The 14,508-nt window shown below is 61.5% G+C and carries 16 protein-coding genes; all 16 read right to left on the reverse strand.

Annotated elements, in window-relative coordinates; genetic code table 11:
- Window positions 1-90: 90 nt before the first annotated feature.
- Window positions 91-564: a S1 RNA-binding domain-containing protein gene (locus OGM81_14345; protein ID UYJ43478.1), complete on the reverse strand. Its 474-nt coding sequence runs from the start codon at window positions 562-564 to the stop codon at window positions 91-93.
- Between the two features lie 73 nt (window positions 565-637).
- A complete protein-coding gene (locus tag OGM81_14350) occupies window positions 638-922 on the reverse strand; it encodes a septum formation initiator family protein (protein UYJ43479.1) in 285 nt (94 codons plus the stop codon).
- A 51-nt stretch (window positions 923-973) separates the two neighbouring features.
- Window positions 974-1,465 carry a hypothetical protein gene (locus OGM81_14355; GenBank protein UYJ43480.1) on the reverse strand — a complete coding sequence of 164 codons (492 nt, stop codon included), beginning with the start codon at window positions 1,463-1,465 and terminating at the stop codon, window positions 974-976.
- Window positions 1,465-1,812, reverse strand: coding sequence for a sporulation protein YabP (locus tag OGM81_14360; GenBank protein ID UYJ43481.1), 348 nt, complete (start codon window positions 1,810-1,812; stop codon window positions 1,465-1,467). The genes OGM81_14355 and OGM81_14360 overlap by 1 nt, the downstream gene beginning before the upstream one ends.
- A 70-nt stretch (window positions 1,813-1,882) precedes the next feature.
- Entirely contained in the window at window positions 1,883-2,125 is a 243-nt protein-coding gene (locus tag OGM81_14365; protein ID UYJ43482.1) for an RNA-binding S4 domain-containing protein, read from the reverse strand.
- 74 nt (window positions 2,126-2,199) lie between these two features.
- Complete coding sequence (locus OGM81_14370; protein ID UYJ43483.1) at window positions 2,200-2,472, reverse strand: HU family DNA-binding protein; 273 nt, start codon at window positions 2,470-2,472, stop codon at window positions 2,200-2,202.
- A gap of 78 nt (window positions 2,473-2,550) precedes the next feature.
- Complete coding sequence (locus OGM81_14375) at window positions 2,551-3,222, reverse strand: MazG family protein (GenBank protein UYJ43484.1); 672 nt, start codon at window positions 3,220-3,222, stop codon at window positions 2,551-2,553.
- Window positions 3,223-3,368: 146 nt separating this feature from the next.
- Complete coding sequence (locus OGM81_14380; protein ID UYJ43485.1) at window positions 3,369-3,842, reverse strand: zinc ribbon domain-containing protein; 474 nt, start codon at window positions 3,840-3,842, stop codon at window positions 3,369-3,371.
- A gap of 112 nt (window positions 3,843-3,954) precedes the next feature.
- On the reverse strand, window positions 3,955-4,884 hold the full coding sequence (locus OGM81_14385; GenBank protein UYJ43486.1) for a nucleoside kinase: 930 nt from the start codon (window positions 4,882-4,884) through the stop codon (window positions 3,955-3,957).
- Window positions 4,862-6,307 (reverse strand): coproporphyrinogen dehydrogenase HemZ, encoded by a 1,446-nt coding sequence (hemZ, locus tag OGM81_14390; protein UYJ43487.1) that lies wholly within the window; start codon window positions 6,305-6,307, stop codon window positions 4,862-4,864. The genes OGM81_14385 and hemZ overlap by 23 nt, the downstream gene beginning before the upstream one ends.
- Window positions 6,308-6,351: 44 nt before the next feature.
- A complete protein-coding gene (locus tag OGM81_14395; protein ID UYJ43488.1) occupies window positions 6,352-6,960 on the reverse strand; it encodes an MBL fold metallo-hydrolase in 609 nt (202 codons plus the stop codon).
- Between the two features lie 10 nt (window positions 6,961-6,970).
- On the reverse strand, window positions 6,971-7,426 hold the full coding sequence (dtd, locus tag OGM81_14400) for a D-aminoacyl-tRNA deacylase (GenBank protein ID UYJ43489.1): 456 nt from the start codon (window positions 7,424-7,426) through the stop codon (window positions 6,971-6,973).
- Between the two features lie 18 nt (window positions 7,427-7,444).
- A complete protein-coding gene (locus OGM81_14405) occupies window positions 7,445-9,628 on the reverse strand; it encodes a bifunctional (p)ppGpp synthetase/guanosine-3',5'-bis(diphosphate) 3'-pyrophosphohydrolase (protein ID UYJ43490.1) in 2,184 nt (727 codons plus the stop codon).
- A gap of 105 nt (window positions 9,629-9,733) precedes the next feature.
- On the reverse strand, window positions 9,734-11,761 hold the full coding sequence (gene recJ / locus OGM81_14410) for a single-stranded-DNA-specific exonuclease RecJ (GenBank protein ID UYJ43491.1): 2,028 nt from the start codon (window positions 11,759-11,761) through the stop codon (window positions 9,734-9,736).
- Window positions 11,762-11,783: 22 nt separating this feature from the next.
- Window positions 11,784-12,890: a 5-bromo-4-chloroindolyl phosphate hydrolysis family protein gene (locus OGM81_14415; GenBank protein ID UYJ43492.1), complete on the reverse strand. Its 1,107-nt coding sequence runs from the start codon at window positions 12,888-12,890 to the stop codon at window positions 11,784-11,786.
- A gap of 9 nt (window positions 12,891-12,899) precedes the next feature.
- Window positions 12,900-14,498: an FAD-dependent oxidoreductase gene (locus OGM81_14420; GenBank protein ID UYJ43493.1), complete on the reverse strand. Its 1,599-nt coding sequence runs from the start codon at window positions 14,496-14,498 to the stop codon at window positions 12,900-12,902.
- Window positions 14,499-14,508 lie beyond the last annotated feature (10 nt).

A 14,508-nucleotide genomic window follows, 5' to 3' on the forward strand; every position in this document is an offset into this window, starting at 1 on the left:
AGACAGGTAAAATTCACAAAAAGGCCCTGACCCCGGCGCTGTTGCTGCCGGAGCAGAGCCCATTTTATTCAAACTAATTGTGGGCCAAAATCAGCCGCGGCGGCGGGAATAGCCCCCGCGATGGTTTTCGGTCACGCGCTTGAGGTCGGCGATCTTTTCCTCGCTGCGGGATTTATAGCGGGCCATCATATCCTCAAAGCTCATCTCGCCCTGGGGTGCCTGGGGCTTGGGCTGCCAGACGCGGGGCTTCTCCTCGCGCTTCTGGCGCGGCTGGTTCGGGCGCGGGCCGCCATTGCCGCCGCCCTGGGGGCGATGGCCGCGCTCCGGTGCGGGCTGCGTGCGCTTGATGGAAAGCGCGATCTTGCCGTCCGGTGCAATGGAAAGCACCTTGACCTGCACAGTCTGCCCATCGCTCAGCACGGCAGAAAGATCCTGCACGAACTCATACGAAACCTCAGAAATATGAACAAGACCCGTCTTGCCCTCGGGCAGAGAAACAAATGCGCCGAAAGGCTTGATGCCGGTGACCTTCCCCTCGACAATATCCCCAACTTGTAATGCCAAACTATGATACCCCTTTTTTCTTTAGACTGAATATTCAGAGGGGTTGCCGCAAAGCGCCCCCGCTAAAACAAAATTATTTGCCGCTGATGTCCACAAACACGCGCTCGTTCGGGCGCACATAGCCCTGCTCGCGGGCGTAGCGCTCAATAATGGCGCTGTCGCCCTGGTCCAGCGTGCTGGACAACTCGGCATTGGTGGTTTCCTGGGCTGTAAGCTGGTCCTGCAGGCTTTGCAGCTCCTGCTGTTTGGAGGCAATAGACACCTGGTACTGGATCAGCAGGAAAAACAGGTAGCCGCAAAGCGCCACAAAAGCAAGGGGCACCAGCCAGCCGGGAAGCAGTCCTTTTCGCTTTTTCATCTTAAAGACCGCCTCCTTTCCGTACAAATCCACATTACAGCTTACGCATAGCTAATTATATAATATCTTCGACTTCTTTTGCAACTGGTTTTTTCCAGATTTTTTTGATTTTCCCGCTTTTTTCCGCGGTCGGCGGGGACAGCAGCGCTTTTTCAGTGCTGCCAGGCGGGCGCAGGCGGCTTTGCGCAGCGGTACGGCAATGTACCGCCGCCCCCAGCGAGCCGGGGCCAGCAGCAATCGGACGATCCATTCGGTCAAGACATGCAGCGGCGGCACGATGGCTTTCTGCCAGGCCAGTGCCCCGGCAGCCAGCCCCGCCGCCATGTACCAGCGGGCCAGCCCGGCCGCGCTGACGCCCGCCGAGAAGCCCACCAGCAGCACTGCAGCCGCTGTAAAGGCCAGCAAGTCCAGCACAAAGCAGCGCACCGGGCCGCGGCCCACCAGCAGCTCCGCACCATCCCGCACAGCCCAGAGCAGACAGCCCAGCCCTAAGCACCACAGCACATCCGCCCAGACAGCCGCAGCGGCGGGCGCGGCGGCCATCAGCGGAAAAGCCTAGCCAGTAGGCTGCCGCCGGATTGGCGGTTCTCGGCATACTGCAGATACTCGATCTTGCCGGAAAGCTGTACCTGGCCGCTGGCCACCGAAAGTTCGCTGACCTGCAGGCCTTGCCCGCCCACCGTCAGGTTGCCCAGCGGCGTTTCCAGCACGGCAGCGTTTTCATCACAGCTGATGATGCGGGTAACGCCGGTAAGCGCTAAACGGCTGCGGTCTTTCAGCGCCAGGCTATGGCTGCGGGGTGTATTTGCAGTTTGCGCCGGGCCTGCCGGGGCGGCGGGCTGGTGCAGCGGTACGGTCTTGCTTTCCTGCCTGGTCTCCTGCATGGGCATGTTTCCCTCCCGCGTGGCAATTTCCTAAAGTGCGAATTCCCTATAAGATATGCGGGACGGGGCGGAAATATTACTCGATGACCTCAAACAATTCGCGGGCGACATCCTTGCCTTTCGGCTCCTCGACGGCCAGCACCCGCACTTTGACAGGGCGGTTGCCGAAGGTGATCTCGATGACATCACCGACTTTGACGGCATAGCTGGCCTTGGCAGGCTTATCGTTGACCATCACGCGGCCGGCATCGGCGACCTCGTTGGCCAGGGTACGCCGCTTGATCAGGCGGCTGACCTTTAAGTATTTGTCCAAACGCATGGGGTTCTTCTCCTTCTTATTGACTAAAAATGCACCCCGTGCCGAAGCGACGGGGTGCAGAACTTTGGGATAACTTACTGAACAGCGTCCTTCAGGGCCTTGCCAGCCTTGAATGCGGGCAGCTTGGAAGCCTCGATGGTGATCTCGGCACCAGTCTGGGGGTTGCGGCCCTTGCGCTCGGGGCGCTCGCGGACCTCGAAAGTGCCAAAGCCAACCAGGGTGACCTTGTCGCCGCCCTTCAGGGACTCGGTGATGACATCGAGAGCGCCGTTGACAGCAGCCTCGGCATCCTTCTTGGTCAGATTTGCTTTTTCCGCAACAGCGGCGATCAGTTCAACTTTCGTCATGGTTTGTACCTCCAAAAATTTATCAGCAAAAAGCAGCTGCGAACGCGGGGCGTGCCCGGTCCTGCTATGCTTCTTGTCTTACAGTTGGTGCGTGGCTGCGGTAAAGGCGGCGTTGGCCTTTTGCAGCGCCTGCTCGGGGTCCAGGCCAGCCAGACGGGCCAGGGCGGCGGTTTTAAACAGCAGCTCACCCAGTGCGGCTTCGGCGTTGTCCCCTGCTTCTACCCGGCGGGCCAGGGTCTCCAGTTCTGCCGGGTCGGTGGTGACGGTCACCCCGCCGCGGGCAGCCCTCTTTTGCAGCTTGGCGGCGCGCATCAGGGCGGGCAGGGCTTTAGGCACGCTGTCCAGGTCGTCCTGCAGGGTCACACGGCCCTTTTCCTTATTCTTGAGCGCATCCCAGTCTTTTATACTGGTGTCACCGCCAAAAATATGCGGGTGGCGGTCAATCAGCTTACGGCAGACGCCGTCACAGACCTGCTGCCAGGTAAAGCGGCCTGCCTCCTGCTCGATCTGGGTATGGAAACCCACCTGCATCAGCACATCGCCCAGTTCCTCGCACAACAGTTCGGGGTCGTCCAGGTCGATGGCGTCCACGGCCTCGTAGGCTTCCTCCAGGAAATTCATGCGGATGGATGTGTGGGTCTGCACCTTATCCCAGGGGCAGCCGTTTTCCGGGTCGCGCAGGATCGCCAGGATGGCCAGCAGGTCGTCGGCGGTATAATGCTCTTTTTGCGGGTAGGCGTTCATAGGCATGGTTTGTTATGCTGCCGCGCAGCTCGTAACATTTTACTCCCAAATCAGGATTTGTCAAGCCTTGCGGGCGGAGCCGTGTTGACAGCGCCGCCCGCAGGCATCAAAATCGTTGCGTTATTCCGTTATTTTTTCGGAAGCTGTAAACTTTACAGCTGGGCGCCGCAATGGTTGCAGAAGAGGGCGTCGCCGTCCACCTCGGCCTTGCAGACGGGGCAGATCTTGGTCTCGCCGCGCAGCTTAATGGGCTCTTCCTCGATTTCTTCCTCGGCAGCTTCTTCCCCGGTGGCAGGCTCATCCTCGATGATCTGCTCTTCTTCCTCAGCCTCGCAGGCGGCGCACTCCTCGGGAGTCATGTTGGCTTTCAGCTCCTCGATGGACTTTTCCACCTCAGCCACGGCGTCGATGTATTTATCAACCAGGGGCTGGTTTTCTTCGCCAGCCTTATGCAGGCTGTAGACCAGGGCACCCAACTGGCGCTGTGCCTTGGACAGGCGTGCCTGCTGGTTCAGCAGCTCGAGCTGGTTTTTGCCCTTATCAGCAATGTCCTGGGCGGTCTTTTTGGCAGTGTCGAAGAGCTGGATGCCCTGCTCTTTCAGCATATCAATATCGAGTTCAAACATAGAAAACACCTCTTTCTATAACCCTGCGCGTTTCTGCTCCATCGCGCTTTGTAGCCTTATTATAGCCGATTCCTACGCGGTTTGCAACGCGCAAATGTATATTTTCCGTGAATTATGCGCCAATAAACTCCCGCAGCATGCTGTCCGCCGGGACCAGGGCGGTATCCAGCGGCGGGAAAGCCGCAAACCGTGCCCGCAGCGTATCAAGCTGGCGGCGCTGGGTGACGGTCAGGTCCTCGTCCGGGGGCATGGTGTCCAGCAGGGCGTGCCACAGGCAGACCTCATAGGTGTGGGTGGTATCCAGCAGCAGGTCAGCGCGGGGCTTGAAGGGCTTGATGTACTGGTCCTCGCCCGCGCAGACTTTGCCCCACAAGCCCAGCGTAAAGGCGGCGCCGTGGCCGCGGAACAGGCAGTCCCGCACCAAACGGCGGGCCAGGCGGATGTCCCGGGTGGCCAGGCAGCGGGTGCTGTCGGGGGCGGCATACTCCTCCCGCAGACCCGCGTACAGGCACAGGGCGGCGTCGGCGGGTAGGCGCTCAGTCAGGGCAGGATTCAGGGCATGCAGTCCCTCGATGATGACCACGCCGTCCCGGCAATCGATGGTCCGGGTGCCGTTGGGCTGCTGAATTTTAAAGTCAAAGATGGGCGCTTTGCAGACGCCCTCGGTGTGCAGCTTGGCAAGGCACTCCTGCAGCACCGGCAGGTCCAGCGAGCCCAGGCTCTCGTAGTCGTCGGTACCGTCTGGGTGCTTGGGGTAGCGGCCAGCGCCGGCATAGAAATCGTCCAGGCTGACCACCGCGCTGCGGCAGCCGCGGGCAGCGATGGCATCGGCAATCTTGTGGGCTGAGGTTGTCTTACCGGCGGCAGACGGACCGGTCAGCATCACGATATGCCGCCCGCTGGACAGCACCTCGTCGGCGATGGACTCGATCTGGGCACGGTACTGACCCTCGCTGTAATCGGCAAAGGCCTGGGGCTGGTTGGCGGCCAGGGCGACCAGCTCCCGGCTGACGAAACGTTTACGTTGTTGTGTAGCGCGCATAAAAGTCCTCCACGCCCTGCTTACGGGCGAGAATCTCCTCAAAGCGGTCAATATATTCGGTAGGATACTTGAAGTTGAAGATGCGCTCGATCTTGCCGCGGCGCTGGCCGGGGATGACCAGCTTGGTGGAGCCGCCCGCACCGGCGGACAGGATCGTGTGGATTTCTTCCATGATATAAATGTTGTACAGGCACTCGCAGCCGGGCTTGGCCCAGCCGATATTCTCCAGGTTTTGCAGCGTACCTTTCTGGCGGTACATGTAGTATGGGCGGTAGCCGACGTCGGCCAGTTCGCGGCAGCTTTCCAACATGGCGGATACATCATCGTATGCGGCGGCGCGGTGTTCCACCACCAGGTTGCTGGCGCGCTTGAGCGTCAGGGTATGCACGGTGATGTTCTCCGGGTCCAGGGCGATGGCCTGGCGCAGGCTGGCGGTGAAACCCTCCACCGTATCGCCGGGCAGGCCCGCGATGAGGTCCATGTTGATGTTGGTGTGGCCAGCGGCGCGGGCGGCAGCGAAACAGTCGATGATGTCCTGCGCGGTGTGGCGGCGGCCGATATTGCGCAGAACTTCATCGGAGAAAGTCTGCGGGTTGATGGAGATGCGGGTTGCGCCATACTGCTTGATGATACGCAGTTTTTCGGCATCGGTGCAATCGGGACGGCCTGCCTCCACCGTGTATTCATCAAGAGCAGCCAAATCAAAGGTGCGGGCAATATGGCTCATCAGCTGTTCCAGCTGAGCCGCTGAAAGCGCCGTAGGCGTGCCGCCGCCGATATAGAAAGTACGGATGCGCAGGCCGCAGCGGTCGGTGGTCTCGCGGATAGCGGTCAACTCCCTGCACAGCTTGTCCACGTAGGGCTGCACCAGCGCGCGGGTAGCTTTGTCCCCCACCGTGCGGGAAACAAAGCTGCAATAGCTGCACCGGGTGGGGCAGAACGGGATGCCCGCATAGATGCTGCAATCCATGGGGTCGGCGGCGTCCAGCACAGGGCGCTGCAAGTCCGCAATGCCCAGCGCCAGCTTGAATTTTTCCGGCGTGCAGGCGAAGTGGTCGAGGAACTTTTCAGCGATAGCCTTCTCGCTCTCCCCCGCCGCTCGCAGGTCGTGGATGATGCGCACCGGGCGCACGCCGGTCATCATGCCCCAGGGCGGGTCGATACCGGTAAGGTCTTTCAGCAGGCCGAATTCCAGCTTGCACAGGGCATATTCGGGGTCAGCTTCGGGGCTGCGCAGATCGGTGCGCCAATAGAGGCGGCCGTCCTTGCATACAAGGATCAGGTCGGTCATTTCGTGGCTTTCCGCCAGGACGAAATCCTCGGTTTCCGGCAAGTTTTCCGCCTTTTCGGCGCCCGGGAAAAAGATACGGGCCGTATGCTCGGCTTCGTAACCGGCGGCGGGGCCGCGTAAAATGATCTGCATAGATCCACCTCCTGTTCAGTCAGTTCTCTTTTGCTTGGGATGGCTTAGTAGGCCCAGCCGCCGTCCATGTAGGGGTTGGTGCGGCGCTCCTGCCCGAGGGTGGAGAAGCTCTCGTGCCCCGGCAGGACCTGGGTGTCGTCGCCCAAAGGCAGGTTGGCCAGCAAGGACAGGCTTTCCTGCATCTGGCGCATGCTGCCGCCGGGCATATCGGTACGCCCGCAGGAGCCGGCAAACAGCGTATCACCACTGAAAAGCAGGTTGCCACAGTTCAGCACCACACTGCCCTGGGTATGGCCGGGGGTGTGATAGATTTTAAATGTTAAACCGTCAATGTTCAACTCGTTATTGGCGGGCCAGTTCTTGTCCACCTGCCCGGATTTCAACGGCAGCAGCTGGGTGCCGGCGGCGTCCACCGGGTCCATATAGACGGTGCAGCCGGTGGCCTGTTTCAACGCTGCCACGGCCCCCACATGGTCGTAGTGGCCATGGGTCAGCAGGATATGGGTCAGGGTGGCGTTCTCGGCTTTCAAGGCATCCAGGTAGGCCTCCGGCGCAGCGGCAGCATCGATGAGGATGCCATGCCCTGCGTCGGTGGTGATGAGAAAGGTATTGGTATACAGCGGCGGCAAGCCGTGGATGTGCTGAATTTTCATAAACAGCTCCTTATTTCTTCCACTCGTCGGTATCAATGACGATGGTCACGGGGCCATCGTTGACAAGATCGATCTTCATGTCCGCGCCAAACTCCCCGTGCTGCACGTCTTTGAGGCCCTGATGGGACATTTCGTCGAGGAATTTCTCGTAGCACGGCACAGCCAGATCGCCCTTGGCGGCATGGCTAAAACTGGGGCGTTTGCCGCGGGAGGTATCGCCGTAAAGCGTAAAGTTGGACACGACCAAAGCCGAGTAGCCCAGCTCCACTGCGCTGCGGTTCAGCTTGCCATCCTCGTCCTCAAAAATGCGCAGATGCGCGCATTTCTCGGCCAGTTTGGGCACGATGGCGATGTCGTCGGTATCGCGCACGCCCAGCAGGATGACAAGCCCGGGGCCGATGGGCCGGGGCTCTCCGCCGTTGACGGCCACGCTGGCACGGGTCACGCGCTGAATGACTGCTCGCATAAATAATAACTCCTTATATCAGTTGCGGTTCACGCTGACAACATCCTTGACCTTTTTCAGGCGGGCGACCACGCTGTTCAGGTGTTCGGTGTTGGTGATGCCCACGGTCACGCTCATGCGGGCGCGGCCCTGCTCGGCCGAGCGGGCGGTCAGCGAGTAGATGGGCACCCGCATATCACCCAGCGCCAGCGCCACGTCAGACAACAGGTTCGCACGGTCCATGCACAGCAGATCCAGCGTAGCTTTGTAGTTTTCCTTGGCATCGTCGGCCCAGTAGGCGTTCACCCAGCGGTCGGCGTTCTCGCCCTGGCGCATGCTCTCCCGCACGTTGGCGCAATCCTTTTTGTGGATGGACACGCCGAAGCCGCGGGTGACGAAACCGATGATCTCATCGCCGGGCAGCGGAGAGCAGCACTTGGCAAACTTGATGGGGCAGTTGTCGATGCCCTCGACGACGACGCCGTCGGTGGAGTGCATCCGCTTGATATCCACGGTCACAGGCTTGACCTCGGTGGCCTTGAGCTTGGTGTACTCCTCTTTCAGTTTGGGCAGCATACGGCTGATCTGCAAACCGCCGTAGCCGATGGCCGCATACATCTCATCCACCGAGTTGCAGTGGTTGCGGCGGGCCAGCGCCTCCATAAAGGTCTCGTGCTGCTCATCGGTCATCGACATGAGGTTGCGGCGCAGCTCGCGTTCCAGTGCCTCGCGTCCCTCCTGGATATTCTCTTCCCTGCGTTCTTTCTTGAACCAGTTGCGGATCTTGTTCTTGGCTTCGCTGGTCTTTACAATGTTCAGCCAGTCGCGGCTGGGGCCGCGGTTTTCAGGGCCGGTGATGATTTCGATGATCTCGCCGGTCTGCACCTTATGATCGATGGGCACGATGCGGTTGTTGACCTTGGCGCCGACCATGCGGTTGCCAACGGCGGAATGAATGGCGTAGGCAAAGTCGATCGCAGTGGCACCGGCGGGCAGGTTGATGACGTCGCCCCGCGGGGTAAAAGCAAACACTTCCTCCGGCAGCAGGTCGCTCTTAATGTCGCTGAGCAGGTCGGTGGCATCGGCGCTGGAGCGCTGGCTTTCTAACAGCTGGCGCACCCATGCCAGGCGCTCGTCCAGCTTATCACTGCTGCCGTTGGTGATTCCTGCCTTGTACTTCCAGTGGGCGGCGATGCCGTACTCGGCCATGCGGTCCATATCCCAGGTGCGGATCTGCACCTCAAAGGGGATGGCCTCGCGGCCGATGACGGTGGTATGCAGGCTCTGGTAGCCGTTTGGTTTTGGCGTAGAGATGTAATCTTTAAAGCGGTTAGGCAGCGGGTGGTACATGTCGTGGATGAGGCCCAGCGCGTTATAACACTCGGACACATTCTCGAGGATGATGCGCACGGCGTAAATATCGTAGATCTCCTCGAAATCCTTATTCTGCATGTACATCTTGCGGTAGATGCCGTAGATGCTCTTGACGCGGTGGCGGATGGTGGCTTTCTGGATACCGTTTTCCGCCAGATGCTTGGCAATGGTGTGGCAGACCGTGTGCAGAAACTCATCGCCGTGCTTGTTCAGCAGGTCGCGGATGGTTTCGTAGCCCACGGGGTCCAGGTAGTGCAGGCTGCGGTCCTCCAGCTCCTCCTTGATATTGCTGATGCCCAGGCGGTGGGCAATGGGGGCGTAGACCTCCATCGTTTCCAGCGCCTTATCGCGGCGCTTCTGCTCCGGCCAGGCGTCGCCGGTGCGCATATTGTGCAGCCGGTCGCACAGTTTAATGATCATCACGCGGACATCCTGACTCATGGCCAGCAGCATCTTGCGCAGGTTCTCGGCCTGGCGGTCCTCGACATTGGAGAATTTGATCTGGGTCAGTTTGGTGACGCCGTCCACCAGCAGAGCCACATCGGGGCCGAATTTTTGCTTGATTTCGGCCACCGTGACGGGGGTATCCTCGGCCACATCGTGCATCAGGGCGGCGGCGATGCTCTCGCTGTCCATACCCAGTTCCACCAGAATGGACGCCACCGACAACGGATGGCAGATATACGGCTCGCCGCTGCGGCGGCGCTGACCGCCGTGGGCTTTCTCGGCCAATGCGTAGGCACGGTCGATCATATCGAAATCATAGGGGCGGCCGCTGTCTACCAGCGACTGCTTTAAGTCCTCATAGGTGATGGGCATTTTTACATCACCGGTTTGGGTGTTTTCCATATGAGATTCCCCTTTTGCAATTTATTCCTCTTTCACGCGAGAGTGTAGGAGTCGATGCTTGCATCGACCCGCGGGCGGGTGACAAGCACCCGCCCCTACAGGATGTCACTTAACAACTGCTGCCAGCTTTTGCAGGATCGGCGCGCTGGCCAGGTCCTGCTTGGTGGTTACCGGCACGGGCAGCCAATGGCCGTTCTGCTCCTGGATCAGCCCCAGTTCGTGCAGGGCGGCCAGGCTGGTCAGGGTCTTGCCGGTGTTCTCCGGCCCTTGGGCGGCAAACACAGGCTGCAGATCGCCCGAGGCGACCTGCCCGCCCCGGATGCGCTTGTACAGCATCACGGTGTCGGCACGGTCGGGCAGCAGCGCGGCGGCGCGGGCGGGTTCCAGTGTGCCGCCGGTGCGAAACGCCTCGAACCAGGCAGCCTGCTCGCTGGGCAGATTGCCCAGCCCCGCGGGGCGGATGGCCCGCAGATGGGCCGAGACCATCGGCCCGCTGCGCCCGGTAAAGATCGAAACTTCCAGCGCGGCTTCCACCGCTGTGCCCACCGGGTAGGCAAAAGTCGACGGTGCTACGCCGAAGATTGAGGCAAACAGGGTATCGTTGCCCTGGCGCAGCCGCACCCGGGTGTGGCGTCCCTCGGCACCCATAGGCCAGATACCATCGATCATAGCGTCGCAGACCAGCAGCACCGGCATGGGGTTTTCCCGGCCAAAGGGCGCCAGACGGGAGAGTTCCTGCACGTTGGGTAGCGTCAGCTCCGAGAGCTGCACCGCGGCGTCCAGTTTCAGTTCCGGCGCACCGGGGCGCGGCGCATGCTCGGCCGCCCAGGCGTTGATGGCCTGGCGGAAAGCAGGCAGCTTTTCTTCCTCAATTTCCACACCGGCGGCCGCCGCATGCCCGCCAAAGCGGGTCAGGTATTGGGCGCAGCCAGCCAGCGCACCGTGCAGGTCGAACGGGTCGGGCGCACGGCCGCTGCCGCGTCCCTCTCCATTTTGCAGCGAGATGACGATGGCGGGGCGGTTGTACTTTTCCATCAGCCGCGCGGCCACAATGCCGATAACGCCGGGGTGCCAGTCCTCGCCGGAGACCACCAATACGCGGTCCCGCTGGCGGGCAGGGTCGGCTTCCAGCGTCTTTTGGGCGGCAGCGAACACTTCCTGTTCCGTCTGCTGGCGCTCGGTGTTGATCTCCGCCAGGCGGGCGGCAATGCCGGCGGCCTGGGCTTCATCGGTGCAAAGCAGCAACTTTAACGCGACCGCCGCATTATCCATGCGGCCCGCTGCGTTCAGCCGCGGGGCCAGGCTGTAGCTGACGGTGTCCGCGGTGACGGGCTTGCCCGCGACCCCGGCGTTTTCCATCAACGCCTGCAGGCCGGGGCGCATCGTGTCCTGCAAAAGGGCAAGGCCCTCCCGCACGAGGGTGCGGTTCTCCCCCACCAGCGGCATCACGTCGGCCACGGTACCCAGGGCCACCAGCTCACCGTACATTTCCAGCAAGTCCGCAGGCTCGCAGCCTTCCAGCGCGGCACAAAGCTTAAAGGCCACACCCGCGCCGCACAGATCCTTAAAGGGGCTTTCGTCATCCGCCCGCTTGGGGTCAACGACGGCGACGGCATCGGGCAGGGTCTCGCCGGGCAAGTGGTGGTCGGTCACGATAAGGTCCAGTCCCAGCTCCTTGGCACAGGCGGCTTCCTCGATGGCCGAAATGCCGTTATCCACGGTCACCACCAGCTTAAAGCCCTTTTCGGCCAGGCTTTCCAGCGCCGGGCGGGTCAGACCGTAGCCGGTGCCGCGGGTGGGCAGCTTGCAGCGCACGTGGGCGCCCATACTGCTTAAACATTCATACAAAATGGCGGTGGCAGAGATACCGTCCACGTCATAGTCGCCATAAATAACGATGGTCTCCTCGTTTTCCACGGCCTGCTCGATGCGGGCCACGGCTTTGTCCATATCCCGCAGCAGGAACGGGTCCGAAAGCTCGGCCCCGGCTCCCAGCAGGGCCTGCACTTCGGCCGGATCGGTACAGCCGCGGGCGGCCAGTACCCGGCGCAGCAGCGCACCGCACCCGGCCCCGGCCAATGCCTGCTCGGCGGCGGGGTCTGCGGTTTTGATCTGCCAGGCAGGATAGTTCATAAACGGGTTCTCCTTTTATCTTTTACTTTACCTTAAAGTCCGCGTCAAAATCATGGGTCAGGCCATCCTGGCGCAGCATGGCTTCCAGGGTGTCGATCTCGGTGGAAACGTCCATGCTCACATCTTGCAAAAGGGTGTCGTACAGTTTGGTGTAGGCCCCATTCAGCGTATGCAGGATGGCGGTGATGTCCCGCCGGATCTCGGCGGCGTTGGCGGTGTCGCTCTCCCCTAACCCTTGCGCCGTGTCCAGCAGCTTGCGGGTGGTGGGCAGGTAATACTCGCGGAAGCGGCGTACCCGGGGCAGCTGCTCGGGGTGATTATGCACGAAGCCCAAAATCGACGCGCAGGTCTTCTGCATCCGGGTCAGTTCTTCGTCCGTCTGGATACCCAGCTTGCCACGGCAGATTTTTAGATAGTTCAAAAAATCCACGCCGTCGCGGTTGAATTGTTCGGCATCCGTCAGGGTTTGCACGGGCGCGGCCTGCGGGGCCGGGGTACCGGCCGGGCAGAGGGAATCGTCCAGATACAGCGTGCTGTAGTCGTCGCTGATGGCGGCGTTGGGCAGGTCGCCGTTGGCCACAGCTTTGGCCACCGTGTCGTAGGCTTTTTCCTGCTTAATTTGGGCCTTGCGGGCCAGGGATGGCAGGTCGCAGGTCCAATCGTTGGCGGCTCGCAGCAGTTTGCGCAGGCGGCCAAAGTAGCTGAGCTTTTTCATACCCACAATGGCCATGAACAGAAAACCCAGCGTGACCGGGTAAAATACAGCGGTCAGAATCGGCAGCGCCACAAATTCGTCGGGTGTCAGTCCCAGCGTACCCGCGCCGACAGCGGTCAGGATGCCCAGCACCAGCGCTGCGATGCCGAAGCAGCCGGTGAAGGTCCAGCCCACAGCCGTAAGCACCACGCCCACCGATTGGCCGCCGTTTTTCCATTTGCGCTCCAGGCGGCGTTTCCAGGCGGAGAAGCTGTCCGGCTGGGCGTTGGCACGGTTCATGGCGTCTCCAGCCTGCTCCAGTGCATCGGCAATGCTGCCCAGCACCGAAGAACCGACCTGCGTGCCAAACTGCACGGCTGAGTCGATCATATCGCCGAGGTCGTAATCGTAGTTGTTTTTGTTGTTATCAGGCATTTTATGTCCTTACTCACACGGTTTGTATCGTTTCATCAACTCAGCGGCACAACGCACACCGTCTACGGCGGCGGTCATGATGCCGCCGGCGTAACCGGCGCCCTCGCCGCAGGGGTAAAGCCCGGGCAGGGCTTCGCACACCAGCGTTTCCTTATTGCGTACCAGACGCACCGGACTGCTGGTGCGGGTCTCCAGGCCCGTCAATACGGCGTCCGGGGCACGGTAGGCGGCCAGCTTGCGGCCAAAGGAGGTCAGGCCCGCCCGCAGGGCACTGCTCAGTTCATCGGGCAGTAGTGCGCCCAGGTCAGCAGGCGTTACGCCGCGGGGGTAGGTAGGCTGCACAGCGCCCAGTTCCAGCTGGCCGCGCCCGGCCAAAAAGCTGCCCACGGTCTCGGCCGGGGCCAGGTATCCCCCGCCGCCCGCACGGTAGGCGGCCTGTTCCAGCTGGCGCTGAAAGGCTACCGCCTTGGTTGGGTCATTATCAAAGTCGCGGCCGTCCACGCTGACCACCACCGCCGCGTTGGCGTTTTTTCCGTTGCGGGCATGCAGGCTCATGCCGTTGGTGACCACAGCGTTTTCCTCGCTGGCGGCGGCACAAACCGAACCGCCGGGGCACATGCAGAAGGTGTACACGCACCGCCCGCCGCTGACATGCTGGCTGAGTTGGTACTCACCCACCGGCAACGCCGGGTGCCCGGCGGCGGCGTGGTAGAGGCTCTTGTCAATTTCGGTTTGCAGGTGTTCGGCCCGGAAGCCCACCGAGAAAGGCTTGCACTCCAGCGGCATGCCCTGCCTGTGCAGCATGGCAAAGGTGTCCCGGGCGCTGTGGCCGACCGCCAGGATCAGCTGCTCGCAGGCAAAATCGCCCGCCGTGGTCTCAACGCCCGCCAGGGCACCGTTTTCGATCTTCAGACCGGTCAGGGCAGTGTTGAACCGCACCTCACCGCCCAGCGCGATAATTTCCTGCCGGATGCTGCGGATGATGCCGCGCAAAAGATCAGTACCCACATGGGGCTTTTGCCGCCAGGCAATGTCCGCCGGGGCGCCGTGCTGCAAAAAGGCATCCGTCACAAAGGCGCAAAGCGGGTCGCCCACGCGGGTGGTCAGCTTGCCGTCGGAGAAAGTACCTGCGCCGCCCTCGCCAAACTGGATGTTGGCGTTCAAGTTCAGTTCACCGGTCTTTTCAAAATGCTCGACGGCTTTCACGCGCTCGTCCAGTTCTGGGCCGCGTTCCAGCACCAGCGGACGGAAGCCGCTGCGGGCCAGCAGCAGCGCGGCAAAGAGGCCCGCCGGGCCAAGGCCCACGACCACCGGGCGCGTTTTTAACGCTGTATCGCCTACCGAGAAAGAAAACCTGGCGGGCTGTGTGAAACAGACGCAGGGCGAGGCCCCGGCGTATGCCGATTCCTCACCCTCGTCTTTGAGCGTGATCGCCATGGTATAGACCAGCACGGGCTTGCCGTGCCGGGCATCTACCGATAATTTTGCCACCCCGCAGCGGGCCGCTTTGTGGGCGGGCACGCGCAGGATGTGCAAAGCCTGGGCCGCCGCCTCTGCGTCCGGGTCAGGACAGCTGAGCGGCAGACGGATATTGCGGACTAATAGCATAGATAACCTC

Source organism: Oscillospiraceae bacterium (assembly GCA_025758045.1).
Lineage (GTDB): Bacteria > Bacillota > Clostridia > Oscillospirales > Ruminococcaceae > Gemmiger.

Coding starts and splice junctions, on each gene's coding strand:
- OGM81_14405 (UYJ43490.1), bottom strand. CDS start 9,628: ATGGAAAACACCCAAACCGGTGATGTAAAAATGCCCATCACCTATGAG.
- OGM81_14415 (UYJ43492.1), bottom strand. CDS start 12,890: ATGCCTGATAACAACAAAAACAACTACGATTACGACCTCGGCGATATG.
- OGM81_14360 (UYJ43481.1), bottom strand. CDS start 1,812: ATGCCCATGCAGGAGACCAGGCAGGAAAGCAAGACCGTACCGCTGCAC.
- OGM81_14350 (UYJ43479.1), bottom strand. CDS start 922: ATGAAAAAGCGAAAAGGACTGCTTCCCGGCTGGCTGGTGCCCCTTGCT.
- recJ (UYJ43491.1), bottom strand. CDS start 11,761: ATGAACTATCCTGCCTGGCAGATCAAAACCGCAGACCCCGCCGCCGAG.
- OGM81_14375 (UYJ43484.1), bottom strand. CDS start 3,222: ATGCCTATGAACGCCTACCCGCAAAAAGAGCATTATACCGCCGACGAC.
- OGM81_14355 (UYJ43480.1), bottom strand. CDS start 1,465: ATGGCCGCCGCGCCCGCCGCTGCGGCTGTCTGGGCGGATGTGCTGTGG.
- OGM81_14420 (UYJ43493.1), bottom strand. CDS start 14,498: ATGCTATTAGTCCGCAATATCCGTCTGCCGCTCAGCTGTCCTGACCCG.
- OGM81_14395 (UYJ43488.1), bottom strand. CDS start 6,960: ATGAAAATTCAGCACATCCACGGCTTGCCGCCGCTGTATACCAATACC.
- OGM81_14385 (UYJ43486.1), bottom strand. CDS start 4,884: ATGCGCGCTACACAACAACGTAAACGTTTCGTCAGCCGGGAGCTGGTC.
- hemZ (UYJ43487.1), bottom strand. CDS start 6,307: ATGCAGATCATTTTACGCGGCCCCGCCGCCGGTTACGAAGCCGAGCAT.
- OGM81_14370 (UYJ43483.1), bottom strand. CDS start 2,472: ATGACGAAAGTTGAACTGATCGCCGCTGTTGCGGAAAAAGCAAATCTG.
- dtd (UYJ43489.1), bottom strand. CDS start 7,426: ATGCGAGCAGTCATTCAGCGCGTGACCCGTGCCAGCGTGGCCGTCAAC.
- OGM81_14380 (UYJ43485.1), bottom strand. CDS start 3,842: ATGTTTGAACTCGATATTGATATGCTGAAAGAGCAGGGCATCCAGCTC.
- OGM81_14365 (UYJ43482.1), bottom strand. CDS start 2,125: ATGCGTTTGGACAAATACTTAAAGGTCAGCCGCCTGATCAAGCGGCGT.